Source organism: Pseudomonas botevensis (assembly GCF_019145475.1).
Taxonomy (GTDB): domain Bacteria; phylum Pseudomonadota; class Gammaproteobacteria; order Pseudomonadales; family Pseudomonadaceae; genus Aquipseudomonas; species Aquipseudomonas botevensis.
The window spans coordinates 1-20,872 of sequence record NZ_JAHTKI010000033.1; the positions used below are offsets into that span (position 1 = coordinate 1).

The following is a 20,872-nucleotide window of genomic DNA, read 5'->3' on the forward strand; positions in this document are numbered from 1 at the left end:
TGATCAGCGGCTGCCTGTACCACAAGGAAAACACCGCCCCCTACGAGCTGCCGGCGAACAAGACCCGCAGCACCTTCAAGACCCTGAGTTCGATAGGCGGTGGCGGCTATAACGAGCTGCGCATCGAGGACAAGAAAGGTCAGGAGCAGATTTTCCTGCACGCCCAGCGCGACTGGGACGAGAACGTCGAGCACGACCAGAAGATCCGCGTCGGCAACGAACGCCACGACACCGTCGAAAAGAACAGCTACAGCGAGTTCAAGGCCGAGGAACACCACACCGTCTACGCCGACCGCAAGGTCGAGGCCCGCGCCAACGACCACCTGACCGTCGGCGTCAACCAGCACATCAAGATCGGCACCGGCCAGTTCATTGACGCCGGCCAGGAAATCCACCTGAGCAGCGGCATGAAAGTCGTGCTCGAAGCCGGCAGCGAACTGACCCTGATCGGCGGCGGCAGCTTCATCAAGATCGACGCCAGCGGCGTCACCCTGAGCGGCCCGGCGATCAAGATGAACTCCGGCGGCGGTCCCGGCAGCGGCACCCCCGCCGCTCCGCTGATGCCCGGCGTGCTGAAACAGGCCGACGCCGACAAGGCCGGCCAGGTCCTCACCCCGGCCCAGATCAACACCCTCAAACGCAACGCGCCGTTCTGCGAAGAATGCGAGAAATGCAAGGCAGGTGCCTGTGCCATCTGATCGACTGACACCCCAGCAATGGTTGGCACAACAGCCGCTGCAAAGCGGCGAGCGGTTGTATCTGGTCATCAGTGCGGCGAGTGATGCCGACGCCCTGAAAACCCTGTACATGACCGAACCCACCACCCAGCTCATCCCGATCTGGGGCGATACGCCCTACGCCACCTGGCAGCCGGTGATGCCCTACGTCACCGAGCTCACGCCGAACTCGGCCTTCCTGCCCTGGATCGCCGAAACCGACGCCCTCGACTGGGGCTGGCTCGCCGTCTCGCGCTCAGAGCCAAACGAGGTGTTCGAACACTTGCGCAGCCTGACCCAGGTGAAAATGCCGGACGGCACGGAGGTGTTCTTCCGCTTCTGGGACGGGCGGCATATTCATCCGATTCTTGAAGGCCTTGGGGAAAAGGCCGGAGAACTGTTACCGGTGTTTGATCGGTATCTGATCAATGGCCGCCGTCTGGACATCGGGCCGAGGGTTGTGCCGAAAGTGAAGGACTGGCCGTGGTGGGAGGTGCCGAAGACCTTGCTGGACGGTTTGATGGCGGAAAACCCGTCCACGGTGATCAGCAACATGATGCAGTGGTTGCAGGAGGAACATGCCGAACTGTACTTCGCGTTTCCCGAATCCAACCTGCAGCAAAAAGTGGCGCGTTTTGTAAAACGCACGCCACTCACGGAAGAAAATTTTACCGGGCTGTTGAAGGCCCATCTGGAGAGTGAGGTGGCGGTATGAGCATTTTGATGGGTGAGATTGTTGGCAACCTCACGGCAAAACAGCCTGATGCTCAGGCCATCATCAATGACTTCAAAAAGTGCCTGAAGGATTACCGTGAACATGCCGAAGCCTGGTATGGCGGCATATTGGATGCCGAACAGCAGTTCAAGGTCGGCGACGAAGTCGGTACGCAGGACAAGGACAGCAAGAAGGAAAACACCCTTTATGCCAACTGCCCGGCCAATGGCAAGCTCACGCTGATACACAGCTTCGAGTCCGCGCGCTTTGTTCCGATCGGCAATACGCCCGTGCGCCTGGTGCCCGTGGTGGATGGCCGGTTCATTGGCAAGAATGAAGTCGGTCCGGAAATCAACAAGACCATCGACTCGACCGGGATTCTGGAGGTCTCCGGGCTCAAGCCTAATCAGCAATACAAGATCACGTTCTTCCCGAACCCTACTCCCGCGCAGATCGACAGCTTGTTCAACTCCTATCAGGGTGTCATCGGCGAGCTGGGCGGCTGGCTGCAAACCGAGTGGAGCACCAGTTTTCTGCCACTCTGGCAGGCACATACTGACGCTTCGCTGGGCGGTCGCGCGCTGCAGGAGCTGGAGGCGGCGTGGGAAGGTTTTCTGAAAGCGATCATGGGGCTGTGGGGCGATATCAAGAGCCTCTACAACCTGGTTGCCCACCCTCGCGAAAACTACGAGAAGCTGAAAAAATTCTTCACCGAAGAGCAGATCAAGAAAATTTACGACGCCTCCGCCGAGGCCATTCACACCGCATTATTGATTGCCAGCGATGAACCACTGATGTGGATCTACGTGGCCGCGATCATGGCCTGGGTGAAGATGCTGCCACCGCAGACCTGCACCGAAGTCCTGGCCCAACTGACCACCGAATTCCTGCTGAACATTCTGGTGGGTATCGTCCTGACCGGCGGCCTCGGTCTGGCCGTGCGTATTGGCACGAAGGTCATCAAAGGTGTGCAAAGCAGCGGCAAAGTCGTGAAATTGATTGAAGACTTTACCGGTATGTTGATGAAGGTCAGCAAGACCAAGGCCACTCCACATACCGAGGCGGCAAGACCTTTGCTGCTCAATGGCAATTCGGGGTTCAATCCTGCCCGAAAAGCCAACGTCGAGATCGCCCCGCCGAAACCCGCCGAAACCGCTAGCGCACCGAAGACGAAACCCTCCACTTCCGGCGGAAAACTGGAAACTGACGCACAGGTTCAGGCGCGTGGAAAAACGGAAGCCGCTTCGCGGGTCGAACAGGTTGAACCGGTTGACAAGGCTCCCAAGCAATCGAAGAACCCGGCCGACGAACCCAGCGAATGCGCAGCCAACACCTGCAAGAACGGCGACCCGGTGTCCATGGTCACCGGCGAGGAACTGCTGACACTGACTGATGGCGAACTGGCCGGACTGCTGCCTTTCGAGTGGACACGCCTGTACCGCAGCAGTGCGGTAGAAATCGATGGTCGGCTCGGACACGGGTGGAGTCACTCCCTGTCCCATCACTTGCAACTCGACGATGAGGGCGTGCTGTGGACGGATAACGAAAACCGCCAGACCCGCTTCCCGATGCCGACCGAGCAACGTCCGGCCATCACCAACAGTCTGGCGCAAGCCGCGATTTTCCTGGGAGATGCACCGGGCGAGCTGATCCTCACCCAGGCTGGATCAAAGGCACGTTTCTATCATTTCCGTGCCGGACGCTTGATCACCATCAGCGACGCCTACGACAACCGGTTGCACATCAGCTACGACCTGGTTGATCGCATCCAGCGCATCGACAACGGTGCCGGTCGCTCCCTTCTACTGCGTTATGACAACCGGCACATCGTCGCGGTGGATTATCAGCAGCAACGCTCCGAGTACAACGACCGTGGCGAACGCCAGGATCCCTGGCTGACCATTCAGACACTCGTCACCTATTGCTACAACGCACAAAACCAGCTCGTCTCATCGACCAACGCCGTCGGCGAAACCGAGCATTACCGCTACAACCAACAGCACGTCATTCTGGAGCGGCAACTGGCCGGTGGCGCCAGCTTTTTCTGGGAATGGGGGCGTGAAGGCAAACATTCCCGCTGCGTACGCCATTGGGCGAGTTACTCAGAACTGGAGACGCGCTACGAGTGGGACGATAAAGGCTCGGTCACGGTCTTCAACCCCGACGGCAGCGAGCAGATCTATGTGCATGACGAAAATGCACGTCTGGTCAGCGAAACCGCGCCTGACGGTGGGGAAACGCAGAAAGCCTATGACGATGAGGGTCGACTGGTCGCAGTCAAGGATCCGATGGGCGCCATCACTGAGTACCAATACAGTGCAGCCGGCCGCTTGATGGCGGTGATTCCTCCTGAAGATGCACCGACTCGCTACAACTATTTCAATGGCCAGCTCATCGATGTCCAGCGGGGCAAGGCGCGCTGGCAGTACGACCGCAACCGTCAGGGCGACATCACACGGCAAACCGATCCTCAAGGCCACGAAACCCACTACAGCTACGACCGTCAGGGCCGCCTGCTGGAAATCCAGCACCCCGATGGCAGCCGCCATCAACTGGGCTGGAACAACCTCGGCCAGTTGCTGGAAGAACGTCTGCCCGACGGCGGCCAGCGCAAGTATCGCTACGACGCACTCGGCCGACAGATCACCCGTCAGGACGAAACCGGGGCTATCACTCAGTACCAATGGGATGCGGTCGATCGCCTGATCCAGATCACCTTGCCCGGCGGTGCCACCCGCGCGCTCACCTACAACCCGTATGGCCGCGTGACCGCTGAACGCGACGAACTCGGCCGTGTCACCCGCTACGAATACGCCGACAACCTGCACCTAGTCAGCCGCCGCATCAATCCCGACGGCAGCCAGTTGCGCTACCGCTATGACAACGCCGGGTTGCTACTCACCGACATCGAAAACGAACGCGGCGAGCACTACAAACTCGATTACTACTCCAACGGCCTGATCCAGCAGGAAACCGGCTTCGACGGACGCCGGACCGCTTACGAGTACGACCTCAACGGCCAATTGCTGAAGAAGACCGAATTCGGCGACGACGGCAGCGAGCTGGTGACCGAATACCAGCGCGATGCCTCTGGCCGTCTGCTGGTGAAGACCCTGGCTGACGGTGAAGAAATCCATTACAGCTACGACGCCCTGGGGCGACTGGTCAACGTCGACGACGGGCACTGGCCGCTGGCCTACGAATACGACGTACAGAACCGTCTGATCACCGAGCACCAAGGCTGGGGCACCACACGCTACGAATACGATAACGTCGGCCAACTGAGCCACTGCCGCCTCCCCGACGGCAGCAAGCTCGACTACCGCCACCAGTCCGGCGGTCGCTTGAGCAGCATCGATCTCAACGGCTCGCGCCTGACTACTCACCAGTTCAGCGCCGGTCGCGAGCACAAGCGCCAGCAGGGCCTGCTGCTCAGTCAATACGAGTACGACGAACAAGGACGTCTGCAAGCGCACAACGTGGATCAGCGTGACAAAAACCTGTTCCAGCGCCGCTACGCCTACGATGCCAACGGCAACCTTGCCGGAATCGACGACAGCCGCAAAGGCAACCGCAGCTACCACTACGACCCGCTTGATCGTCTGATCAGCGTCCGTGGTGCCACCCCGGAAAGCTTCGCCCACGACCCGGCCGGCAACCTGCTCGGCCAGAACGACCTGCCCGTCGCCAACCTCGCCAACGTCAAAGGCAACCGCCTGCTGATGCAAGGCGACCGCCACTACGACTACGACGCCTACGGCAACCTGACCAGCGAACGTCGCGGCGCCAGGCAGAAACTCGTCACCGAATACCGCTACGACTGCCAACACCGCCTGATCGGCGTCAGCCTGCCGGGCGGCAACAGCGCCAGCTACAAATACGACGCCTTCGGCCGCCGCGTCGAAAAAACCGTCGACGGCCACACCACGGAATTCTTGTGGCAAGGCGAACGCCTGATCGCCGAAAGCGCCGACAACCGTTATCGCAGCTACATCTACGAACCCGGCACCTTCCGCCCGTTAGCCATGCTCGACGGCCAAGGCCCACTGAAAGCCACGCCGTTCTACTACCAACTCGACCACCTCGGCACCCCGCAGGAACTCACCGACTACAGCGGCGAAATCATGTGGTCGGCCAAGTACCGAGCGTACGGCAACCTAGCTGCGCTGGATGTCAGCGAAATCGACAACCCGCTGCGCTTTCAAGGGCAGTATTTCGACACGGAGACAGGGTTACATTACAACCGACACCGCTACTACAATCCGGGGACTGGACGGTTCTTGACGCCGGACCCGATCAAGCTCGCGGGTGGGTTGAATAACTACCAGTATGTCTCGAACCCTACCGGGTGGGTGGATCCGCTGGGCTTGAGTGAATGTCCTGGAGCTAATGAAAAAGAATCTTCAGCAGCCTCCGAAAAAAAGCCAGAAGAAAAAACCAAAGTAAATGAAGGGAATCCTGATGCGCCATACACCGGGCCAATACCCAAAGCAATGCAGGACAAGATTTTGTATGGTACTCGTAGCCCCGGACATAACAAACCCGTCGGTGGACACTCTCCCCAGGTAATGAACTCTCCTAACTATCAATTCGACGTTGTCAGCACCAACAAAGATGGAACGACTAGCGTTAGAAATTTCAAAATGATTTTAGAACGCAAAGACGGGACTACTGGCTGGTCTGCGGCAAAATCCCCAAATAGGCATACCATTGCACCTAAGGACTGGAGCGACTCAAAAATCCTTAGAGTTACTGATGAGGTGGGGGCAGAACCTGGAAAAATCTTAAGGAACGAAAATGGAGTACTCGTCACGGAACACACAAAAATCATTGATGGTGTCGAATGGCAAGTAATTAAAGAAAATGATGTTATTACCTCTTCTTATCCTACAGGGGGAACCCCATGAACGATTCTGAAAAAGACGAAATCTATGAAACCCTCTGCTCTCGAATTGGTGATTCCGAAAGTTCAAACTGGACGGAGTACACTACAGAAATTGTTGCAAAAACCGTTCTTGCAGATTTCAAGGACGATCAATGGCATCGACTTGAGAAAGAAATACTCTCAAAACCTGAATTTTGGCAGCAACGTTGCGCAGCTGCGATGGGAGAGGATCGAACAGAACATTCAATAAGAATACTAAAACTTTTACTTTCCAACTCAAGTTATATTGACGTGAAGATCATATCAATATACGAGCTAGACTGGGCGGAGGTTAATATAGAAAAAAAATACGCTCCCTTTATAAGAGAGGTCATGGAAAAAATACCTTCTGACGAAATCGAACCAGAACTAACAAGATTGCTTGCCAAGGCAGAGTCCGCTTAAAAATGTACTTATTCACTACCATCCAAACACATGAACATATGAACATATGAACATATGAACATATGAACATATGAACATATGAACACAATCGAAAGCCAGACCAAAAAAAAACACAAACTCAACAAAAACATTCACCTACAAAAAACCAACCAACCCTAATACCAAATCTATAAAATGAATACGAAAATATAAAAAAAACCAGGTGGAAATATAGTCTTTGACGACATTTTTCATTTAGATCGCACCCTCTCCACCTCACTAATAGCAAATCAATTAAAGGAAGATCCACTCCAGGCAAGTCCCCCCAACAACCGAATTCTAGATATCGGCTGGCACCCGGAATTCGACGAAAAAATGCTGTTTTAGAGTTTCACTAATCTCAAACTTCGATTGGGAACATCCTCTATTCTCCGAAACAGCAAAAAACCGGATCGAACTCGACAACGTCCTGCAAAACGCTATGACGATACTTCAGAGCTCAGCGCCGTGATTGCAAGTCACACGAATAGCAACGACGCTACTCAACCACGCCCTCCAAAACCTCATACTTAACCACCACCCGATTCCGATAAAGCATCCCCCGCTCCACCACTTCCCCTACCTGCCCCTTGTTCCGCACCTCCCGCCAAATCTCGTTCTCCCGATACACCCGCTCCCCTTCCCGCACAAACCGGTGCTCCAACTGAAACACGTGATAGCGAAACTCCCGCTCCCGATCACACAGCAACTCTCCTTCCAACTGCTGTTCCCCGACCTTCAACTTCAACTGGAAACTCCGATCCGTCGGGTTGTGCAGTACCAGATCGACATAGTTGTAAAAGATCGCCGCGCCGGAGCCGAATGGCAGTACGCGGCCGTCATCCGGAAAGGGATCGAAGCTATGGTTCGAGCGTTCGACCACAACCAGGGGTGAGTGAATGGCCATCCAGTGAATCAGGTTGCTGAGTTGGCAGATTCCTCCGCCGATGCCTCGTCTGGCTTCGCCAAAGGACAGTTCCATGCCTTCGACGTAGCCGAGTTTGCGGCTGGGGCGGCCGACGAGGCGGCAGAAGGAGAAGTATTCGCCGGGGGCGATGGTGACGCCGTCGATGGCGGCGACGGCGAGTTTTAAGTTGATGACTTTGTTGTGCTGCAGCGTGAGGTCAGAATCGCCAAGTTTGCGGATGAGTTTCGAGGTGTGTTTGAGGTAGCGGAACGGCAGGCGTTCAGCCATGGCAACGGGTTGTGCGTAGCGCTTGCGAGTGCAGTGCCAGGCGAGTTGGCGGAACAGTCTTTTTTGCCACACGCGCATCCAGTAGAGGATCGGGTGATAGAGGGAAAGTGGTTTCATCCGTGATGAAACGGCGATGGCCGTTATCGTCCTTGCGTTGAAAAAGGGCGGCGCATCTTAACGTGTTACTGAAGGGAAGTGCTTGATGCACTCCGGAGATGGTGTCCGCCCAGTGTAATGGCCTGGCAATCCATGCACCGGTAAAGAGCCCTGACACTGGGCGAACGGGGTGGATTTTAATGGAAGTTGGCGGATATGTCCTCATTCACATGGATGAAAATTTATGTACGAAAAAGTTAACGGATATTCATCGACAAACTTTGTTAAAACTCACCGCTTCGGACATTTAATATGATTGTTCTCATACAACAAGCTGTACAAGAACAATCCCTTTGTAGAGTTAAAACTCCACCCTTAATGTGTGGTAGTCACTTTTAACGTATCGGTATAAGTGACGATGACGTTTTGCCCGACTTTCAGATTTTTCAGTTTCGCTTGAATTTCAGGCGTTTCGACGTCGAGTACTTTCGATTGACCGGAGGGGTTCTTCAAGGTGACCTGATTCTTCGCCAAATCAATTTTGGTGATCTCCAGTTGTACCTGAATCTGCCGGTAGGCTTCGCCGCCCGGATTGCTGCTGCCCGGCGCGTTGCGTAATTCCCCGGTTCGCTCGACGGTGCCGGGCAAACCTTTACTCACTTCGGTATCCAGAACAGAGACGAATGAGCGGGTGACTTCGATGTTTACCTGATCCCCGACCTTGAGGTTGGCCAGGTTTTTTGCCTTGTCCGTGAGCTGAACGTGGACTTGCTGGCCTTGCTGCCCCTCCAGAACCACTTGATGACTGGCCGGATCGACCGCCAGCACCTTGGCGCTGACCCGATTGGCCTCCAGAACACCCGACAGCGGAATTTCAGCAGCCAGCGCCGTGAGGCTGGTGGCAGACAGCAGGGTTGCGAGGGTGATGGCGTGCGTCAGTGCTTTGAGCTTCATAAGCGCTACTCTCCCTGAGATGAAATGACGCCCGGCACTTGATCGCTTCGGTGCCGGGGTGCCAAGGAGCATAGACGCAGATCAGCCCTGCTTCGCGGTTTCCTGCGCGGTGGACTCACCGCTGGGCGTGCCTTTGCCGCTGTCTTTGCGCCGGTTCGGGTCGGTGGGTCGCAGGGCGTCATTGTCACGCTCGGTCTCGCCCGGCGGACGGGGTTCGTCGGGGTGCTGCGTCGTATCGGCGGGATCATGGTTCATGGTGGCTGTCCTCAGGCTCCGGGGTCGTCGAGTTCCCGGGCGACGTTCGCGCCGGGTGCGTCCTTGTGCAGGTCGTCAGCCTTGGCCCGGAGGATCTGCCACTGCTCCAGATCAATGGCGCCCTGCCCCAGCATGTCATCGGCGATGCGTTGCAGGTCGAAGTAGTGAGCGTCGGGCGACTGCTGCCGGTAGGTTTCGTCATCGAACAGACGTTGCCAGGTGGTGAGGTCGGGAGGCTGGAGATCGTCGCTCATGATGGAATCCTCGACTGGGTTCTCCCGGTAGAGGTTCACAGGGCCGACAGAGTTCAGAAGGGATTCAGTACCCGGTCATTTCCAGGTAACCCTGCCCGCCCTGACTACCGCTGATGCGCACCGGGCCTTCCCAGTAAGGAATGCGCAGGTTCATCCAGGCCTGCGGGTTCAGCGCATCGATGCGGATGTCGAGGTGTTTTTCCGGGATGGCGATCGACCAGCGCACCGGCATCGAGCGACCGGCGACGCTGGCGGTGTCATGTGGGACGAGCTGGATTTGCCCGGCGTGCAGGGTCTGGGTCTGGCCGTCGGCGGCGATCCAGGTGCCGGTGAGGTACGGCGCACCGTCCTTCTGGCGCATGCGGTAGAGCATGACGTGCTCGCCGCTGTCCAGGTGCAGGGAGAACCAGTCCCAACCGGTCTGGTTGGCGGTCAGGGGTTGGCTGCTCCATTCGCGGTCGAGCCAGGCCGGGCCGCTGACGGTGTAGGTCTGGCCGTCGATCTGCAGGGTGCCGTTGGCCTGGAAAAACGGCTGGCTGTAGTAGTACGACGCCTGGCCCTGTTCGGATTTCTGGCTGAAGCCCTTGTCGCCTTGCAACACCAGCGGGCGGCTGGAGGTCAGGCGCAGTTGGTAGCTGAAGTTCTTGTCACGGGCGCTGAGTTGCAGATCGCTCAGCGGATCGCTGGCCTGACTGACGAAGCGCCAATCGTCGATCCACGCGTCGAAGGGCGTGAGTTGCACGTCGGCCTGACCCACACCACCGCGAGCATAGCGTTCGGCGGCGTGATGGACGCTGGCTGAAGTCACTGCCGCATGGCCGAGCCAGACGGTCTGGTTGGCCCAGCCGGGTTGCTGTGGATTGGAGTTCAGGGCGCTGCGAAACAGCGTCCATTGCACGCCGAAGTCGTTGCCGTTCTGATCCTTGAGATTGGCCGTGACGTACCACCACTCGATGCGAAAACCGTCATGGGCGCCGTGATCCGCCGGGAAACTGAACACCCGCCCCGGCACCACCGGGGTAAAGGCCTGCGCCTGATTGCCCATGCCGGCGAACCCCTTCTGCTCCGGTGCCGGTGGTTGGTCGCAGCCCGCCAGCAGCAACGCGAACAGCAGCGCAATCGCGTTAATCCTCATGGGCAAACGTCCTCAAAAGATCCGCCGGTTGCGTGCGGTACAACGAATACAGCGGCCACGCCGACGCCAGCAAGGTCGCCAGCAACGCCAGTCCCAGCAATTGCAGCAACTGCCACGGGAACACCCGCAACGGCAGGCGCCAACCGAACGCCTGAACGTTGATCACTGCATCCAGGCACCACGCCAGGGCAATCCCCAACGGCAGCGCCAACATCAGAGTCAGTACCGCCAGCAACCAGGTCTGGCCGAGGTTGAGCAGCATCAATTGGCGGCGCGTCACGCCCAGCGCCCACAGCGGCGCGAGTTGGCCGAGACGACTCTGGCTCTGGGTCAGCAGGCTGATGAACAGCGCCACGCCCGCGACCGCCAGGGTCAGGCTGTTGAGCGCAGCCGTCGCGGCAAAGGTGCGCTCGAAGACCTGAACCGACCAGCCCTTGAGTTGCGCCTGCTCGACAATGCGGCTGTCATCGAGCTGAAAGCGCGCCTGCAAGGCACTGAGCAACGGCGGGATGTTCGCCGGATCGATACGCAGATTGAAGCGGTTCGGCGTCAGTTGCGGCCAGACCCGCAACAGATGAGTGCTGTTGACCAGCACATGACCCCGGGGGTTGCCGTAATCGGCGTAGACCCCGACGATACGCGGCGACCACGGCCCGCTTGGGGTCGGAATCGTCAGGTGATCGCCCGGCCCCACCTTCAGGCGGCGGGCCAGTTGTTCGCTGAGCATCACCGCATCATCCGCAGCCAGCGACGCCCATGGGTTTTCACCCCGCGCGTCGAGCAACGGCCAGTGCTGGCGATAATGCGGATGATCGATCACTCCGAACACGTCCGCCGGCCAGCCTTGCAGGGTCACCGACACCTGCCAGTTGGGCAGCACCGCCGCCACGTTCGGCTGCTGCTTGAGCCAGCTGTACATCTCGCGGGACTGCGCCGGGTTGCTCGGGTTGAGGTACAGCTCGGCGGTCAGGCGTTGTTCGAGCCAGTCGTTGAAAGTCTGGCGAAAACCGGACGTCATGCTGCCGGCGCCGATGTTCGCCGCCATCGCCAGGAGCAACGCCATCAGCGCCAGACTCAATGCCGGCAACTGTTGTCGGCAATCGGCGAGAAACCATTGCCCGAGCACCGAGCGACTGCGCCCGAGCAACCCGTTCAGGCCGACGCTGAGCAACACCGGCAACGCCAGCGCGGCGCCGAGCAACAGCCCGGCCATCAGCACAAAGCCACTGCCCAGGCTGTCGCCCCAAAGCAATGCCACCAGGGCGATCGCGACGAACACGCCGGCCACCCAGCCCTGACGTCGCAACCAGCGTGCATGTTGCTGATGCCAGGCCTGGGGATCGGCCACCGCCAGCAACGGCAGACGCGCCGCCCGTACCAGGCTGTTGGCGCCCGCAAACAACGCACCGAGCAAGCTCAAACCGATGCCGCTGAACCACCACCAGGGACTCAGGCGCAATTGCCCCGCCACTTCTGCGCCGTACAGACCACGCAGGCTGGCGGCGACGTCCGGCAATAACACGCTCGCCAGCCAATAGCCGCTGATGACGCCAAGCATTCCTCCGAGCAACGCCAGCACGCCGAGTTCGAGGATCAGGCAAGCGATCAGCATCCGCGCGCTGACGCCACAGGCTCTCAGGGTGCGCAGCAACCCTCGACGTTGTTCCAGCGCCAGGCCGATCGCCGCGTGGACGATGAACAGGCCGACGATGAATGAGAGAAATCCCAGGGCATCGAGGTTGAGGTGAAAACTTTCGGTCAGCCGCGCCAGGTTGTTTTCTTCACCACTGCTCTTGAGCTGTAGCAAGCCTTTGAACGCCGCCGGCAACTCATCGTGAAAGTCCTTGGGCAGCAACAGCCGCGACAGTTGCCCGGGCTGATCGAGTACGCGCTGGGCAACGCCGATGTCCACCAGCAACACACCGGGGGCCATGTCCTGTTGTGCCAGCAAGGGCGGTAACGGTTGGCCGCTTTCAGTCTGTGGCGTGGCACCTTCGGAGAGATTCAGCGCGTGCAGGGTTTCCGGGGAAATCCAGGTGCTGCCCGACCCACTGAAGAACTCGACGACGCGCTCGATCGGCATCGCCTGCCCGGCCACCGCGCTGTCGCCGGGCAACGACACCGGTTCAATGCCCATCAGTTGCAGACGCTGGTTGTCATGACCCTTGAGAATCAGCCGACCTTGCAGCACCGGCGACACCGGCCAGCCCTGGCGGCGCAGGTCGATAAACCATTGCTGGGTGAAGGTTGCGCCATTCGGCGTGCTCAGGCTCGCCTGGGGCTGGCCGCCGATCAACTGGCTGGCCCGGGCATAGCTGTCCCGCGCCTGACTGTTCAGCGCTTCGACCCCGGTCAGCAGACTGGTGGCCAGCCACAGCCCGGTCAGCACACTGAAGAATTGCACCGGATGCCGGCGCCAATGGCTGAGCAGCGCGATCAGGGTCTGACGCAGGACGTTCACGTCAAGCGCCCGCTGGACAGCACCGCGCGTTCCGCCAGCCGCGCCGCTACCCGTTGACTATGGGTCACCATCAGCAGAGTGGTCGGGGTGTCGTCGAGCAGTTCCAGCAACAGGCGCAGCACCTCATCACTGGTGGCCTCGTCGAGGCTGCCGGTGGGTTCGTCGGCCAACAGCAGTTTCGGCTGCGACGCCAGCGCCCGGCCGAGCGCCACCCGTTGCTGCTGGCCCCCGGACAATTGCTCGGGATAGCGTTTGAGCAACTCGCCCAGACCGAGGCGCTGCACCAGATGATTCTGCCAGCGCGGATCGTGACGTCCGGCCAGACGCGCCTGAAACGCCAGATTGTCCTCGACACGCAGACTGCCGATCAGGTTGAACTGCTGGAACACCAGGCCGATTTCCGTGCGGCGCCAGTTCGCCAGTTGGGTTTCGTTCATGGCATCGAGGCGATGTTCAGCGCTGTGAATGCTGCCGCTGTCAACCTTGTCGAGCCCGGCGATCAGGTGCAACAAGGTGCTTTTGCCACTGCCGGACTCGCCCATCAGCGCCAGGCTGCTGCCGGGTTTGAGCGTCAGGTCGACCCCTTGCAGCACGGGCAACGGGCCTTGGGGGGTGAGGTAACTCTTGAAGACGTTTTCAACGCGAAGCATGCCGCCACCTGATCGGTCAGTGTCGGGCAAGGATAGCGGATGAGTGGGGTGAAATGCGTTTTGTAATCGGGTCTGGATTGTGTCTGGCTGGGGATCTTACCCCCTCATCCCGGCCCTCGCCCTCCGGACAGGGCTAGGGTGAGGGTTGAGCTTGTCCAATCGCCACATTGGTCGCGGACTCACCCGGCGTCACAACACTCCCCAAATCAATATGCTTCCATTCAGGCTTGGCCCCCAGCCGCGCATTGAACCGATAGTTGAAGGTGAAGTCATCCGCCGTCGGCACCGTCAGCGGCTTGCCATACACCGCTTCGATCCCCGCCAGGTCATAGCCCATCAACTGCAGCAGCGTCGGGAAAATGTTGTAGTGGCTGGAGCGATCCTTGTTGCCGGCCAGTTGCGCCGACCAGTCCAGCGTGTGCAGTTGATCGCCCTGAATCACCACCAGCGGCACCAGCCCTTCCTCCTCCACCGGGTCCCCGCCGCAATGGGTGTTGAGCCCCGGATTGCCGCGTTCATGCAAATCCTGCCCGTGATCGGAGGTGTAGATCAGCAGCGCATTGTTCAGATTGGCCTGGGCAAACACCCGGGCGAAAAACTCGCCGACGTTCCACAGCACGGTGTTCTTGTAGGCGTTGCGGTACAGCACCCAGTCATCCGGTTGCCCGTTGAAGCCGTCGCGTTTGCCGGTGTCGGCCACTTCGGTGAACTGCCCGCGTGGCAGGGTCGGACGGTAGGCCATGAAGGCGTCCGGGTATTTGTCGTGGACCGGGAAATGCGCGCCGACCTTGTTGATCAGCACCAGCTCCGGCTTGTCGTTGTTGAGCAGTTCGATCAGCTTGGCGGCCGCTGCCATGTCGCGGTCGCGCACGCTGGTCTGGTCGAATTGCACGAACTCGTCGATGTCCTTTTTCTCGGCGTCGGTCATCAGGTTCTGCAGGTTGCCGCCGGTGCGCTGGGCGTCGATGTACACCGTGCGCATGCCGGCCTTTTTCGCGTACTGCCAGATCGACGGCAAGGTGCTGTTGATGCGCATGTAGTCGGCGCGGGTGCCGCCGTAGCGCAGGGTGACGTTGGTGTCGGCGCTGCAATTGGCGATGGAGGCGGCGTAGCCGTAATTGAAGATGTCGACGCCTTCGTGCGGCTGCTTGAGGTTGCTGCGTACGCCGAACGGCGCGTTGATGTCCAGGTAGTTGCCGGAAATGCTCTCGTCGATGATCAGCACGATGTCATGGCTGATCGCCTGACCGTTGCGCGCCAGGGTCACCGACTCGCGCGGCCCGACAGTGTTGTGCAACGCTTCGTAGCCGAACAGATTGAGATAGGCCAGCGGCGTGTACATGACCGGCAAGCCCCGCGCGCCCTCCCCGGCGCGCACGAACAGCACCGCACTGAGCAGCAGCACCGCGCAAACCGGTGCCGCCACCCGTAACGCATTCGGCACCGGCATCCCGTGCCGGGGCTTGAGAGCGATGCCAAACAGAAGCAGCAGCCCGTTGAGCACGGCGTGAAGGATCGCCTCGCGGTACTGATACGCCGCCTCCTGGATGAACCCGCCGGAGTACACCAGCGAGACGAAACTGCTGTAGGTCAGGTAATCGGCCGTGACTCTTGTATAAACATCGAAGAACACCGCCGATAAAAACATCGCCAATGCGAACAAGTGGCGAATGAAACTCTGCCTTATATAGGCGGTTAGTAATAATGCGAAAGTCAGCGCCAAAAACATCGCGCCAAAAAGCAGTACTGCAAAACCGCCCCCGATAGTATTTAACCGATCAAGGTAATAATCGGAATAAAGCAGCAGATAGATAATTAAAAGCAGTTCTTTCAGATATCGAAACATGGCGATTCCGGGCGTGACCGACGGCGGCTGGTCAACGATTTGTCGGTCAAAACCTGACACTAGCACCGAGCCATCAAAGCGCAAGAAGTGTCGGACTATTCCAAAAAGCGTCAAAAAAAAGTTGACTCAAATCTGACACACCCGACTCTCTGAAAGCCCCGTATTTCGAGGCCTACGACCGTTTATCGATTTCTTTTAAATGTGAAAAACATGTCAAGAACGGGACAAACCCAGCTACAGCAAGCACTTGATGGCCAATCGCCCCCAAAATTGGGGCTGTTATACACCTGCAACATGTCATTTTGCTGACACGCTTTTCAAACCCTGCGCTATACCCCTTTTGACAGTTCCAATTCGATCATCTTTCCAGAACCTTACGAGGCACGCCGATATGGACGTGAGCGTATTTGGTACGGGCTATGTTGGCCTTATACAAGCTGCAGCACTTGCCGATGTCGGACATCGAGTTATGTGCGTTGATATTGATCCGAACAAGATCAAGCAATTACAACAAGCAGTTCCGCCAATTAGTGAGCCTGGTTTATCGGCAACTTTGGAAGAGAACATCAAGGCCGGCCGTCTGCTGTTCAGCACCCAGGCCAGCGATGCCGTTGAACATGCCGAAATGATCTTCATCGCCGTCGGTACGCCGGCCGATGAGGACGGCTCCGCCGACCTCAGCCACGTACTCAACGTCGCCCGCCAGATCGCCAGTTTCATGGAGGCCGACCGCACGCTGATCATCAAGTCCACGGTGCCGGTGGGCACGGCGGACCAGGTGTTGAGCACCGCCCGCAACGAGTTGCAGCGGCGCGGCAAAAGCGAGCTCACCGTGCGGGTGGTCTCCAATCCTGAGTTTCTCAAGGAAGGCAGCGCCCTCGCCGACTGCATGCGCCCGGACCGGATCATCGTCGGCACCCGCGATGACGAAGCGCGCGAGCAGATGAGCCAGCTCTACGCGCCGTTCTGCCGCAACCACGAAAAACTGATGTTCATGGACAACCGCAGCGCCGAGCTGACCAAGTACGCAGCCAACGCGATGCTCGCCACCCGCATCAGCTTCATGAACGAATTGGCCAACCTCACCGAACTGCTCGGCGCCGACATCGAAGCGGTGCGCAAGGGCATCGGCTCCGACCCGCGCATCGGCTACCACTTCATCTACCCCGGTTGCGGCTTTGGCGGTTCGTGCTTCCCCAAGGATCTGCGCGCCCTGCTGCACACCGCCGAACACAACGGCATGCCGCTGAAACTGCTGCGCAGTGTCACCGACGTCAATGACAGCCAGCGGCACATCCTGTTCAACAAGCTCAAGGCCCAGTTCCCCCAGGGACTCGCCGGAAAATCCATCGCGATCTGGGGCCTGGCGTTCAAGCCGAACACCGATGACATGCGCGAAGCCCCCAGCCGTTACCTGATGGACGCGTTGTGGGCCGAAGGGGCCAGCGTGCAGGCCTACGATCCGGAAGCGATGTCCGAATGCCGGCGCCTCTACGGCTACCGCGACGACCTGCACCTGTGCGCCACCCGCGACGACACCCTGGAAGACGCCGACGCGCTGGTGATCTGCACCGAATGGAAAAACTTTCGCGTGGTGGATTTCGAGTTGCTGGCCGACAAGCTGCGCTCGAAGGTGATCGTCGACGGCCGCAACCTCTACAACCCGGAACAAGTGGCCGCCGCCGGCCTGCACTACAGCGGCATCGGCCTGCGCCACATCGTCCCCGAAGGACTGCGGCCATGAAGGTTCTCGTCACCGGCGCCGCCGGGTTCATTGGCGCTCATTGCGTGCTGCGGCTGTTGCGCGACGGCCATCAAGTGCTGGGCCTGGACAATTTCAACGGCTACTACGACCCGCAGCTCAAGCATGATCGGGTGCGCTGGGTACGCGGACAGGCCGGGGATTTCCAGCTCGACACGGTGGACCTGGCCGACGCACCGGCAATCAAGGCGCTGTTCGTCCGCGAACGGCCGCAAGTGGTGGTCCACCTCGCGGCGCAGGCCGGGGTGCGTTATTCGCTGGAAAATCCCCGGGCGTATCTGGACAGCAACCTCAACGGTTTCCTCAACATCCTCGAAGGCTGCCGCCATCACCCGGTCGAGCATTTGATCTACGCCTCGTCGAGTTCGGTATACGGCGCCAACCAGCACACGCCGTACTCGGTGAAGGATGGGGTCAACCACCCGCTGTCGCTGTACGCCGCCACCAAAAAAGCCAATGAGCTGATGGCCCACAGCTACAGCCACCTGTTCGGCATTCCCAGCACCGGTCTGCGTTTTTTCACGGTGTACGGGCCTTGGGGCCGGCCGGATATGTCGCCGATCCAGTTCGCCCGGGCGATCAGTGAGGGGCAACCGCTGAAGTTGTTCAACTACGGCGAGCACCAGCGTGATTTCACTTACATCGACGACATCGTCGAAAGCATCGCGCGGCTGGTGCAACTGCCGCCGCTGGCCCACCCGGAATGGGACCGCGAACAGCCCGATCCGGCCAGCAGCATGGCGCCGTGGCGGCTGTTCAACATCGGCGGGCAACACCCCGTCGCACTGAAAACCTACCTGGCCCTGATGGAAAAACACCTCGGCCAGAAAGCCATTGTCGAGCTGCTGCCCCTGCAACCGGGCGACGTGCTCAACACCTGCGCCGAAGCGGCCGATCTGGCCCAGGCCACCGGGTTCCAGCCCCGGGTAGAGCTGGATGAAGGGCTGGGGCGTTTCATCGCCTGGTTCCGCGATTACTACCCCACTGCCTGTCGCCCACGAGCCGTTCACGGCTGATTTCAGCAGAGGACTTTATGACTGGACATGAAAAAGGTGTGCCGCTCCAGCAGTTGCAGCGTGACAAGCGTATGGATCCCGAGCAACGAATGCGCCTCGATGCCGCGATCCACCGTCAGGGTCGCGGCTGGGTTACCGGGCGCGATGGCGGCCGGCCCTGGACGCTGTCGCGTACCAACCGGGTCATGGCGTGTCTCGGCGCACTGATGATTCTGCTGCTGATTTCCCCGCTGCTGCTGGGCCTGGCGCTGGCCATCAAGTTCACCAGTTCGGGGCCGGTGATGTTCGTGCAGAAACGCACCGGTTATCGCGGGCGCAAGTTCGGCATGTTCAAGTTCCGCACCATGGTCGCCAATGCCGAAGAGTTGAAAGAGTCGCTGCGCCACCTGAACAAGCACGGTGTCGACGCCATCGACTTCAAGATCGACAAGGACCCGCGAATCACCGGCATCGGCAGTTTTCTGCGGCGCACCAGCCTCGACGAACTGCCCAACCTGATCAACGTGGTGACCGGTGACATGCGCCTGGTCGGCCCTCGCCCGACCTCGTTCAATGCCTACCGCTACAAGGACAGTCACCTCGCCCGCCTGGCGATCTACCCCGGCATGACCGGCCTGTGGCAGATCTCCGGACGCAGCAACATCGACTTCGACCAGCGCGTTGAGTTGGACCTCAGCTACATCGCCGAGCAGAGCCTTTTGCTTGATCTGAAGATCCTGTTGAAAACCCCCTTCAAAGTATTCAGCGGCCACGGAGCAAGCTAATGGACGGTTCAACCAACAAAAGCCTGAGCATTGCCAGCCCCAGCGAGTCGAACCTGACCTCGACCGTGCTGGATCTGGATCTGCGGATCCTGTTCCTGACCGCCGCCAACCCCGGCGCCGGCACCACCACCAGCGCCCTGGCGCTGGCCAGCCAACTGGCGCAGATGAGCAGCGGCCTGGTGCTGCTGGTCGACGCCAGCCAGTCGGCGAACAACCTCACCCAGCAACTGAACCTGAGCAAGGAGCGCGGCCTGCGCGACCTGCTGTTCAACCCGGACAACCCGCCGCTGTTGCAGGACTGCGTGGTGCAGGTCTCGAGCCTGCCGTTCCATGTGCTGCCCAACGGCCGGCCGATCCGCACCATGGAACACCTGACCGCCGAGCGCCTGAGCCCGCTGCTCGACCAGTTGGGCAGCCAGTACCGCTTTGTGGTGATCGACGGCGACGCGGTGTACTCCGCCGCCGACACGCTGGTCATCAGCACCCAGGTGGACGGCGTGGTGTTCGTGGTACGCGCCGAGGACACCCGTTGGGAAGTCGCACAAGCGGCCGTGCAACGGTTGACCCAGGCCGGGGCGAAAGTCGTCGGCAGCGTGTTCAACCGGCGCAAGTACTACATGCCCAAATGGCTCTACAAAAACCTGTAAGCGAACGCGAAGGATGACGCCATGAACGCCAAAATGCTTGTCCTGCTGTTGCTGCCGCTCGCAGGTTGCTCCAGCACTTCCGAAACCCAGACCATGCCGGTGAATATCCTCACCGCCGCCCCGGCCAACGCCCAGGCCACCGACATGCCGATGGTCGAGCAGACCCTGCGCCCGCAGGATGTGCTGGACGTGATCTTTCACATCAGCACCAGCGGTTCGGACGCCTACCGCGTGCAGTCGGGTGACCAGATCGGCCTGAACTTCACCGCCGCCAGCCAGCTCAACGGCAATCAACTGGTGCTGCCCGACGGCACCATCGAACTGCCGGGCGCCAACACCTCAGTGAAAATCGCCGGGCTGACCAGCGATGAAGCGCGCCAGGAAATCCAGCGCGCCTACCAGCGCAAGCAACTGTTCCAGCCCAACCGCAACCAGTTGACGGTGCAGATCATCAGCCCGCTGACCAACGAGCAGAATCTGAAAAGCGCCCTCAACCACCCGGCCACCGGCATGAGCCGGGAGATCACCGTGGGCACCGACGGCTACGCGAGCTTCCCGGAAATCGGTTCGGTGCCGCTGCAAGGCATGACCATCAATCAACTGGAAACCTTCCTCAACCAGAAGTACGCGCAACTGCCGGGACGGATGAGCGTGGACGTGCTGCTCAAGTCCACCGCCGGCAACGAGATCTATGTGCTGGGTGAAGTCGGCCAGCCCGGTTCCTACCCGATCCGCCGGCCGGTCTCGGTGCTTGAAGCGCTGACCCTGGCGCGCGGCACCAACGTCAAGGCGCGGCTCGATTCGGTGGTGATCATGCGCCGCAACGGCAATCAGGTGCAGGCGGTGCATTACGACGTCGAGAAGGCCCTGTCCGGCGAAGCGCCGCAAATCGCCTACCTGCAACCGAACGACATGCTCTACGTGCCGAAAACCAAACTGGCCAGCGCCGGCGATCTTGCCCGGCAACTGGCCGACGTAGTGCTGTTCCAGGGCGTGGGCTTCAGCTTCGGCTATCGCGTTGACAACAAAGGCAGTAACAACAACTGACTCTCAGGTGAC

Annotated in this window: 17 protein-coding genes; 9 read left to right on the forward strand and 8 right to left on the reverse strand. The window is 59.6% G+C overall.

Going from position 1 to position 20,872, the window contains the following annotated elements; genetic code table 11:
- From KVQ74_RS27170 to KVQ74_RS27190, 4 genes are all read left to right on the forward strand, one after another.
- Positions 1-698: bacteriophage T4 gp5 trimerisation domain-containing protein (locus KVQ74_RS27170; protein ID WP_404822766.1), on the forward strand; the 698-nt coding region annotated here is incomplete at its 5' end.
- Entirely contained in the window at positions 688-1,431 is a 744-nt protein-coding gene (locus KVQ74_RS27175; protein ID WP_217834461.1) for a DUF4123 domain-containing protein, read from the forward strand. The genes KVQ74_RS27170 and KVQ74_RS27175, both read left to right, overlap by 11 nt.
- Positions 1,428-6,338 carry an RHS repeat-associated core domain-containing protein gene (locus tag KVQ74_RS29375; protein ID WP_225930208.1) on the forward strand — a complete coding sequence of 1,637 codons (4,911 nt, stop codon included), beginning with the start codon at positions 1,428-1,430 and terminating at the stop codon, positions 6,336-6,338. The genes KVQ74_RS27175 and KVQ74_RS29375 overlap by 4 nt, the downstream gene beginning before the upstream one ends.
- The gene (locus KVQ74_RS27190; protein WP_217834463.1) at positions 6,335-6,760 is read left to right on the forward strand and encodes a HEAT repeat domain-containing protein; all 426 of its coding nucleotides are present in this window, start codon (positions 6,335-6,337) and stop codon (positions 6,758-6,760) included. The genes KVQ74_RS29375 and KVQ74_RS27190 overlap by 4 nt, the downstream gene beginning before the upstream one ends.
- Before the next feature lie 517 nt (positions 6,761-7,277).
- Here the strand turns inward: KVQ74_RS27190 and KVQ74_RS27195 are convergent.
- The 8 genes from KVQ74_RS27195 to KVQ74_RS27230 form a co-directional block, all read right to left on the reverse strand.
- Entirely contained in the window at positions 7,278-8,090 is an 813-nt protein-coding gene (locus tag KVQ74_RS27195; RefSeq protein ID WP_217834464.1) for a VanW family protein, read from the reverse strand.
- Positions 8,091-8,444: 354 nt separating this feature from the next.
- Positions 8,445-9,023 (reverse strand): hypothetical protein, encoded by a 579-nt coding sequence (locus KVQ74_RS27200; protein ID WP_217834465.1) that lies wholly within the window; start codon positions 9,021-9,023, stop codon positions 8,445-8,447.
- 81 nt (positions 9,024-9,104) lie between these two features.
- Positions 9,105-9,278, reverse strand: a complete 174-nt coding sequence (locus KVQ74_RS27205; RefSeq protein WP_217834466.1) for a hypothetical protein — start codon at positions 9,276-9,278, stop codon at positions 9,105-9,107.
- An 11-nt stretch (positions 9,279-9,289) separates the two neighbouring features.
- Positions 9,290-9,532, reverse strand: a complete 243-nt coding sequence (locus KVQ74_RS27210; RefSeq protein ID WP_217834467.1) for a hypothetical protein — start codon at positions 9,530-9,532, stop codon at positions 9,290-9,292.
- 64 nt (positions 9,533-9,596) lie between these two features.
- Positions 9,597-10,667, reverse strand: coding sequence for a lipocalin-like domain-containing protein (locus KVQ74_RS27215; RefSeq protein WP_217834468.1), 1,071 nt, complete (start codon positions 10,665-10,667; stop codon positions 9,597-9,599).
- Positions 10,657-13,128, reverse strand: a complete 2,472-nt coding sequence (locus KVQ74_RS27220; protein WP_217834469.1) for an ABC transporter permease — start codon at positions 13,126-13,128, stop codon at positions 10,657-10,659. Before KVQ74_RS27220 ends, KVQ74_RS27215 begins: the two co-directional genes overlap by 11 nt.
- Positions 13,125-13,778: an ABC transporter ATP-binding protein gene (locus tag KVQ74_RS27225; protein ID WP_217834470.1), complete on the reverse strand. Its 654-nt coding sequence runs from the start codon at positions 13,776-13,778 to the stop codon at positions 13,125-13,127. Before KVQ74_RS27225 ends, KVQ74_RS27220 begins: the two co-directional genes overlap by 4 nt.
- 133 nt (positions 13,779-13,911) lie before the next feature.
- Complete coding sequence (locus KVQ74_RS27230; RefSeq protein WP_217834471.1) at positions 13,912-15,624, reverse strand: sulfatase-like hydrolase/transferase; 1,713 nt, start codon at positions 15,622-15,624, stop codon at positions 13,912-13,914.
- A 391-nt stretch (positions 15,625-16,015) separates the two neighbouring features.
- Here KVQ74_RS27230 and KVQ74_RS27235 point away from each other — a divergent pair, with 391 nt between their 5' ends.
- The 5 genes from KVQ74_RS27235 to KVQ74_RS27255 are packed head-to-tail and all read left to right on the forward strand — an operon-like array spanning position 16,016 to position 20,860.
- A complete protein-coding gene (locus KVQ74_RS27235; RefSeq protein WP_217834472.1) occupies positions 16,016-17,368 on the forward strand; it encodes a UDP-glucose dehydrogenase family protein in 1,353 nt (450 codons plus the stop codon).
- Positions 17,365-18,402 carry an NAD-dependent epimerase gene (locus tag KVQ74_RS27240; RefSeq protein WP_217834473.1) on the forward strand — a complete coding sequence of 346 codons (1,038 nt, stop codon included), beginning with the start codon at positions 17,365-17,367 and terminating at the stop codon, positions 18,400-18,402. The genes KVQ74_RS27235 and KVQ74_RS27240 overlap by 4 nt, the downstream gene beginning before the upstream one ends.
- 17 nt (positions 18,403-18,419) lie before the next feature.
- Complete coding sequence (locus KVQ74_RS27245; RefSeq protein ID WP_217834474.1) at positions 18,420-19,166, forward strand: sugar transferase; 747 nt, start codon at positions 18,420-18,422, stop codon at positions 19,164-19,166.
- Positions 19,166-19,813 carry a CpsD/CapB family tyrosine-protein kinase gene (locus KVQ74_RS27250; protein WP_217834475.1) on the forward strand — a complete coding sequence of 216 codons (648 nt, stop codon included), beginning with the start codon at positions 19,166-19,168 and terminating at the stop codon, positions 19,811-19,813. The genes KVQ74_RS27245 and KVQ74_RS27250 overlap by 1 nt, the downstream gene beginning before the upstream one ends.
- A 21-nt stretch (positions 19,814-19,834) precedes the next feature.
- Positions 19,835-20,860 carry a polysaccharide biosynthesis/export family protein gene (locus KVQ74_RS27255; protein WP_217834476.1) on the forward strand — a complete coding sequence of 342 codons (1,026 nt, stop codon included), beginning with the start codon at positions 19,835-19,837 and terminating at the stop codon, positions 20,858-20,860.
- The last annotated feature ends 12 nt before the right edge of the window (positions 20,861-20,872 follow it).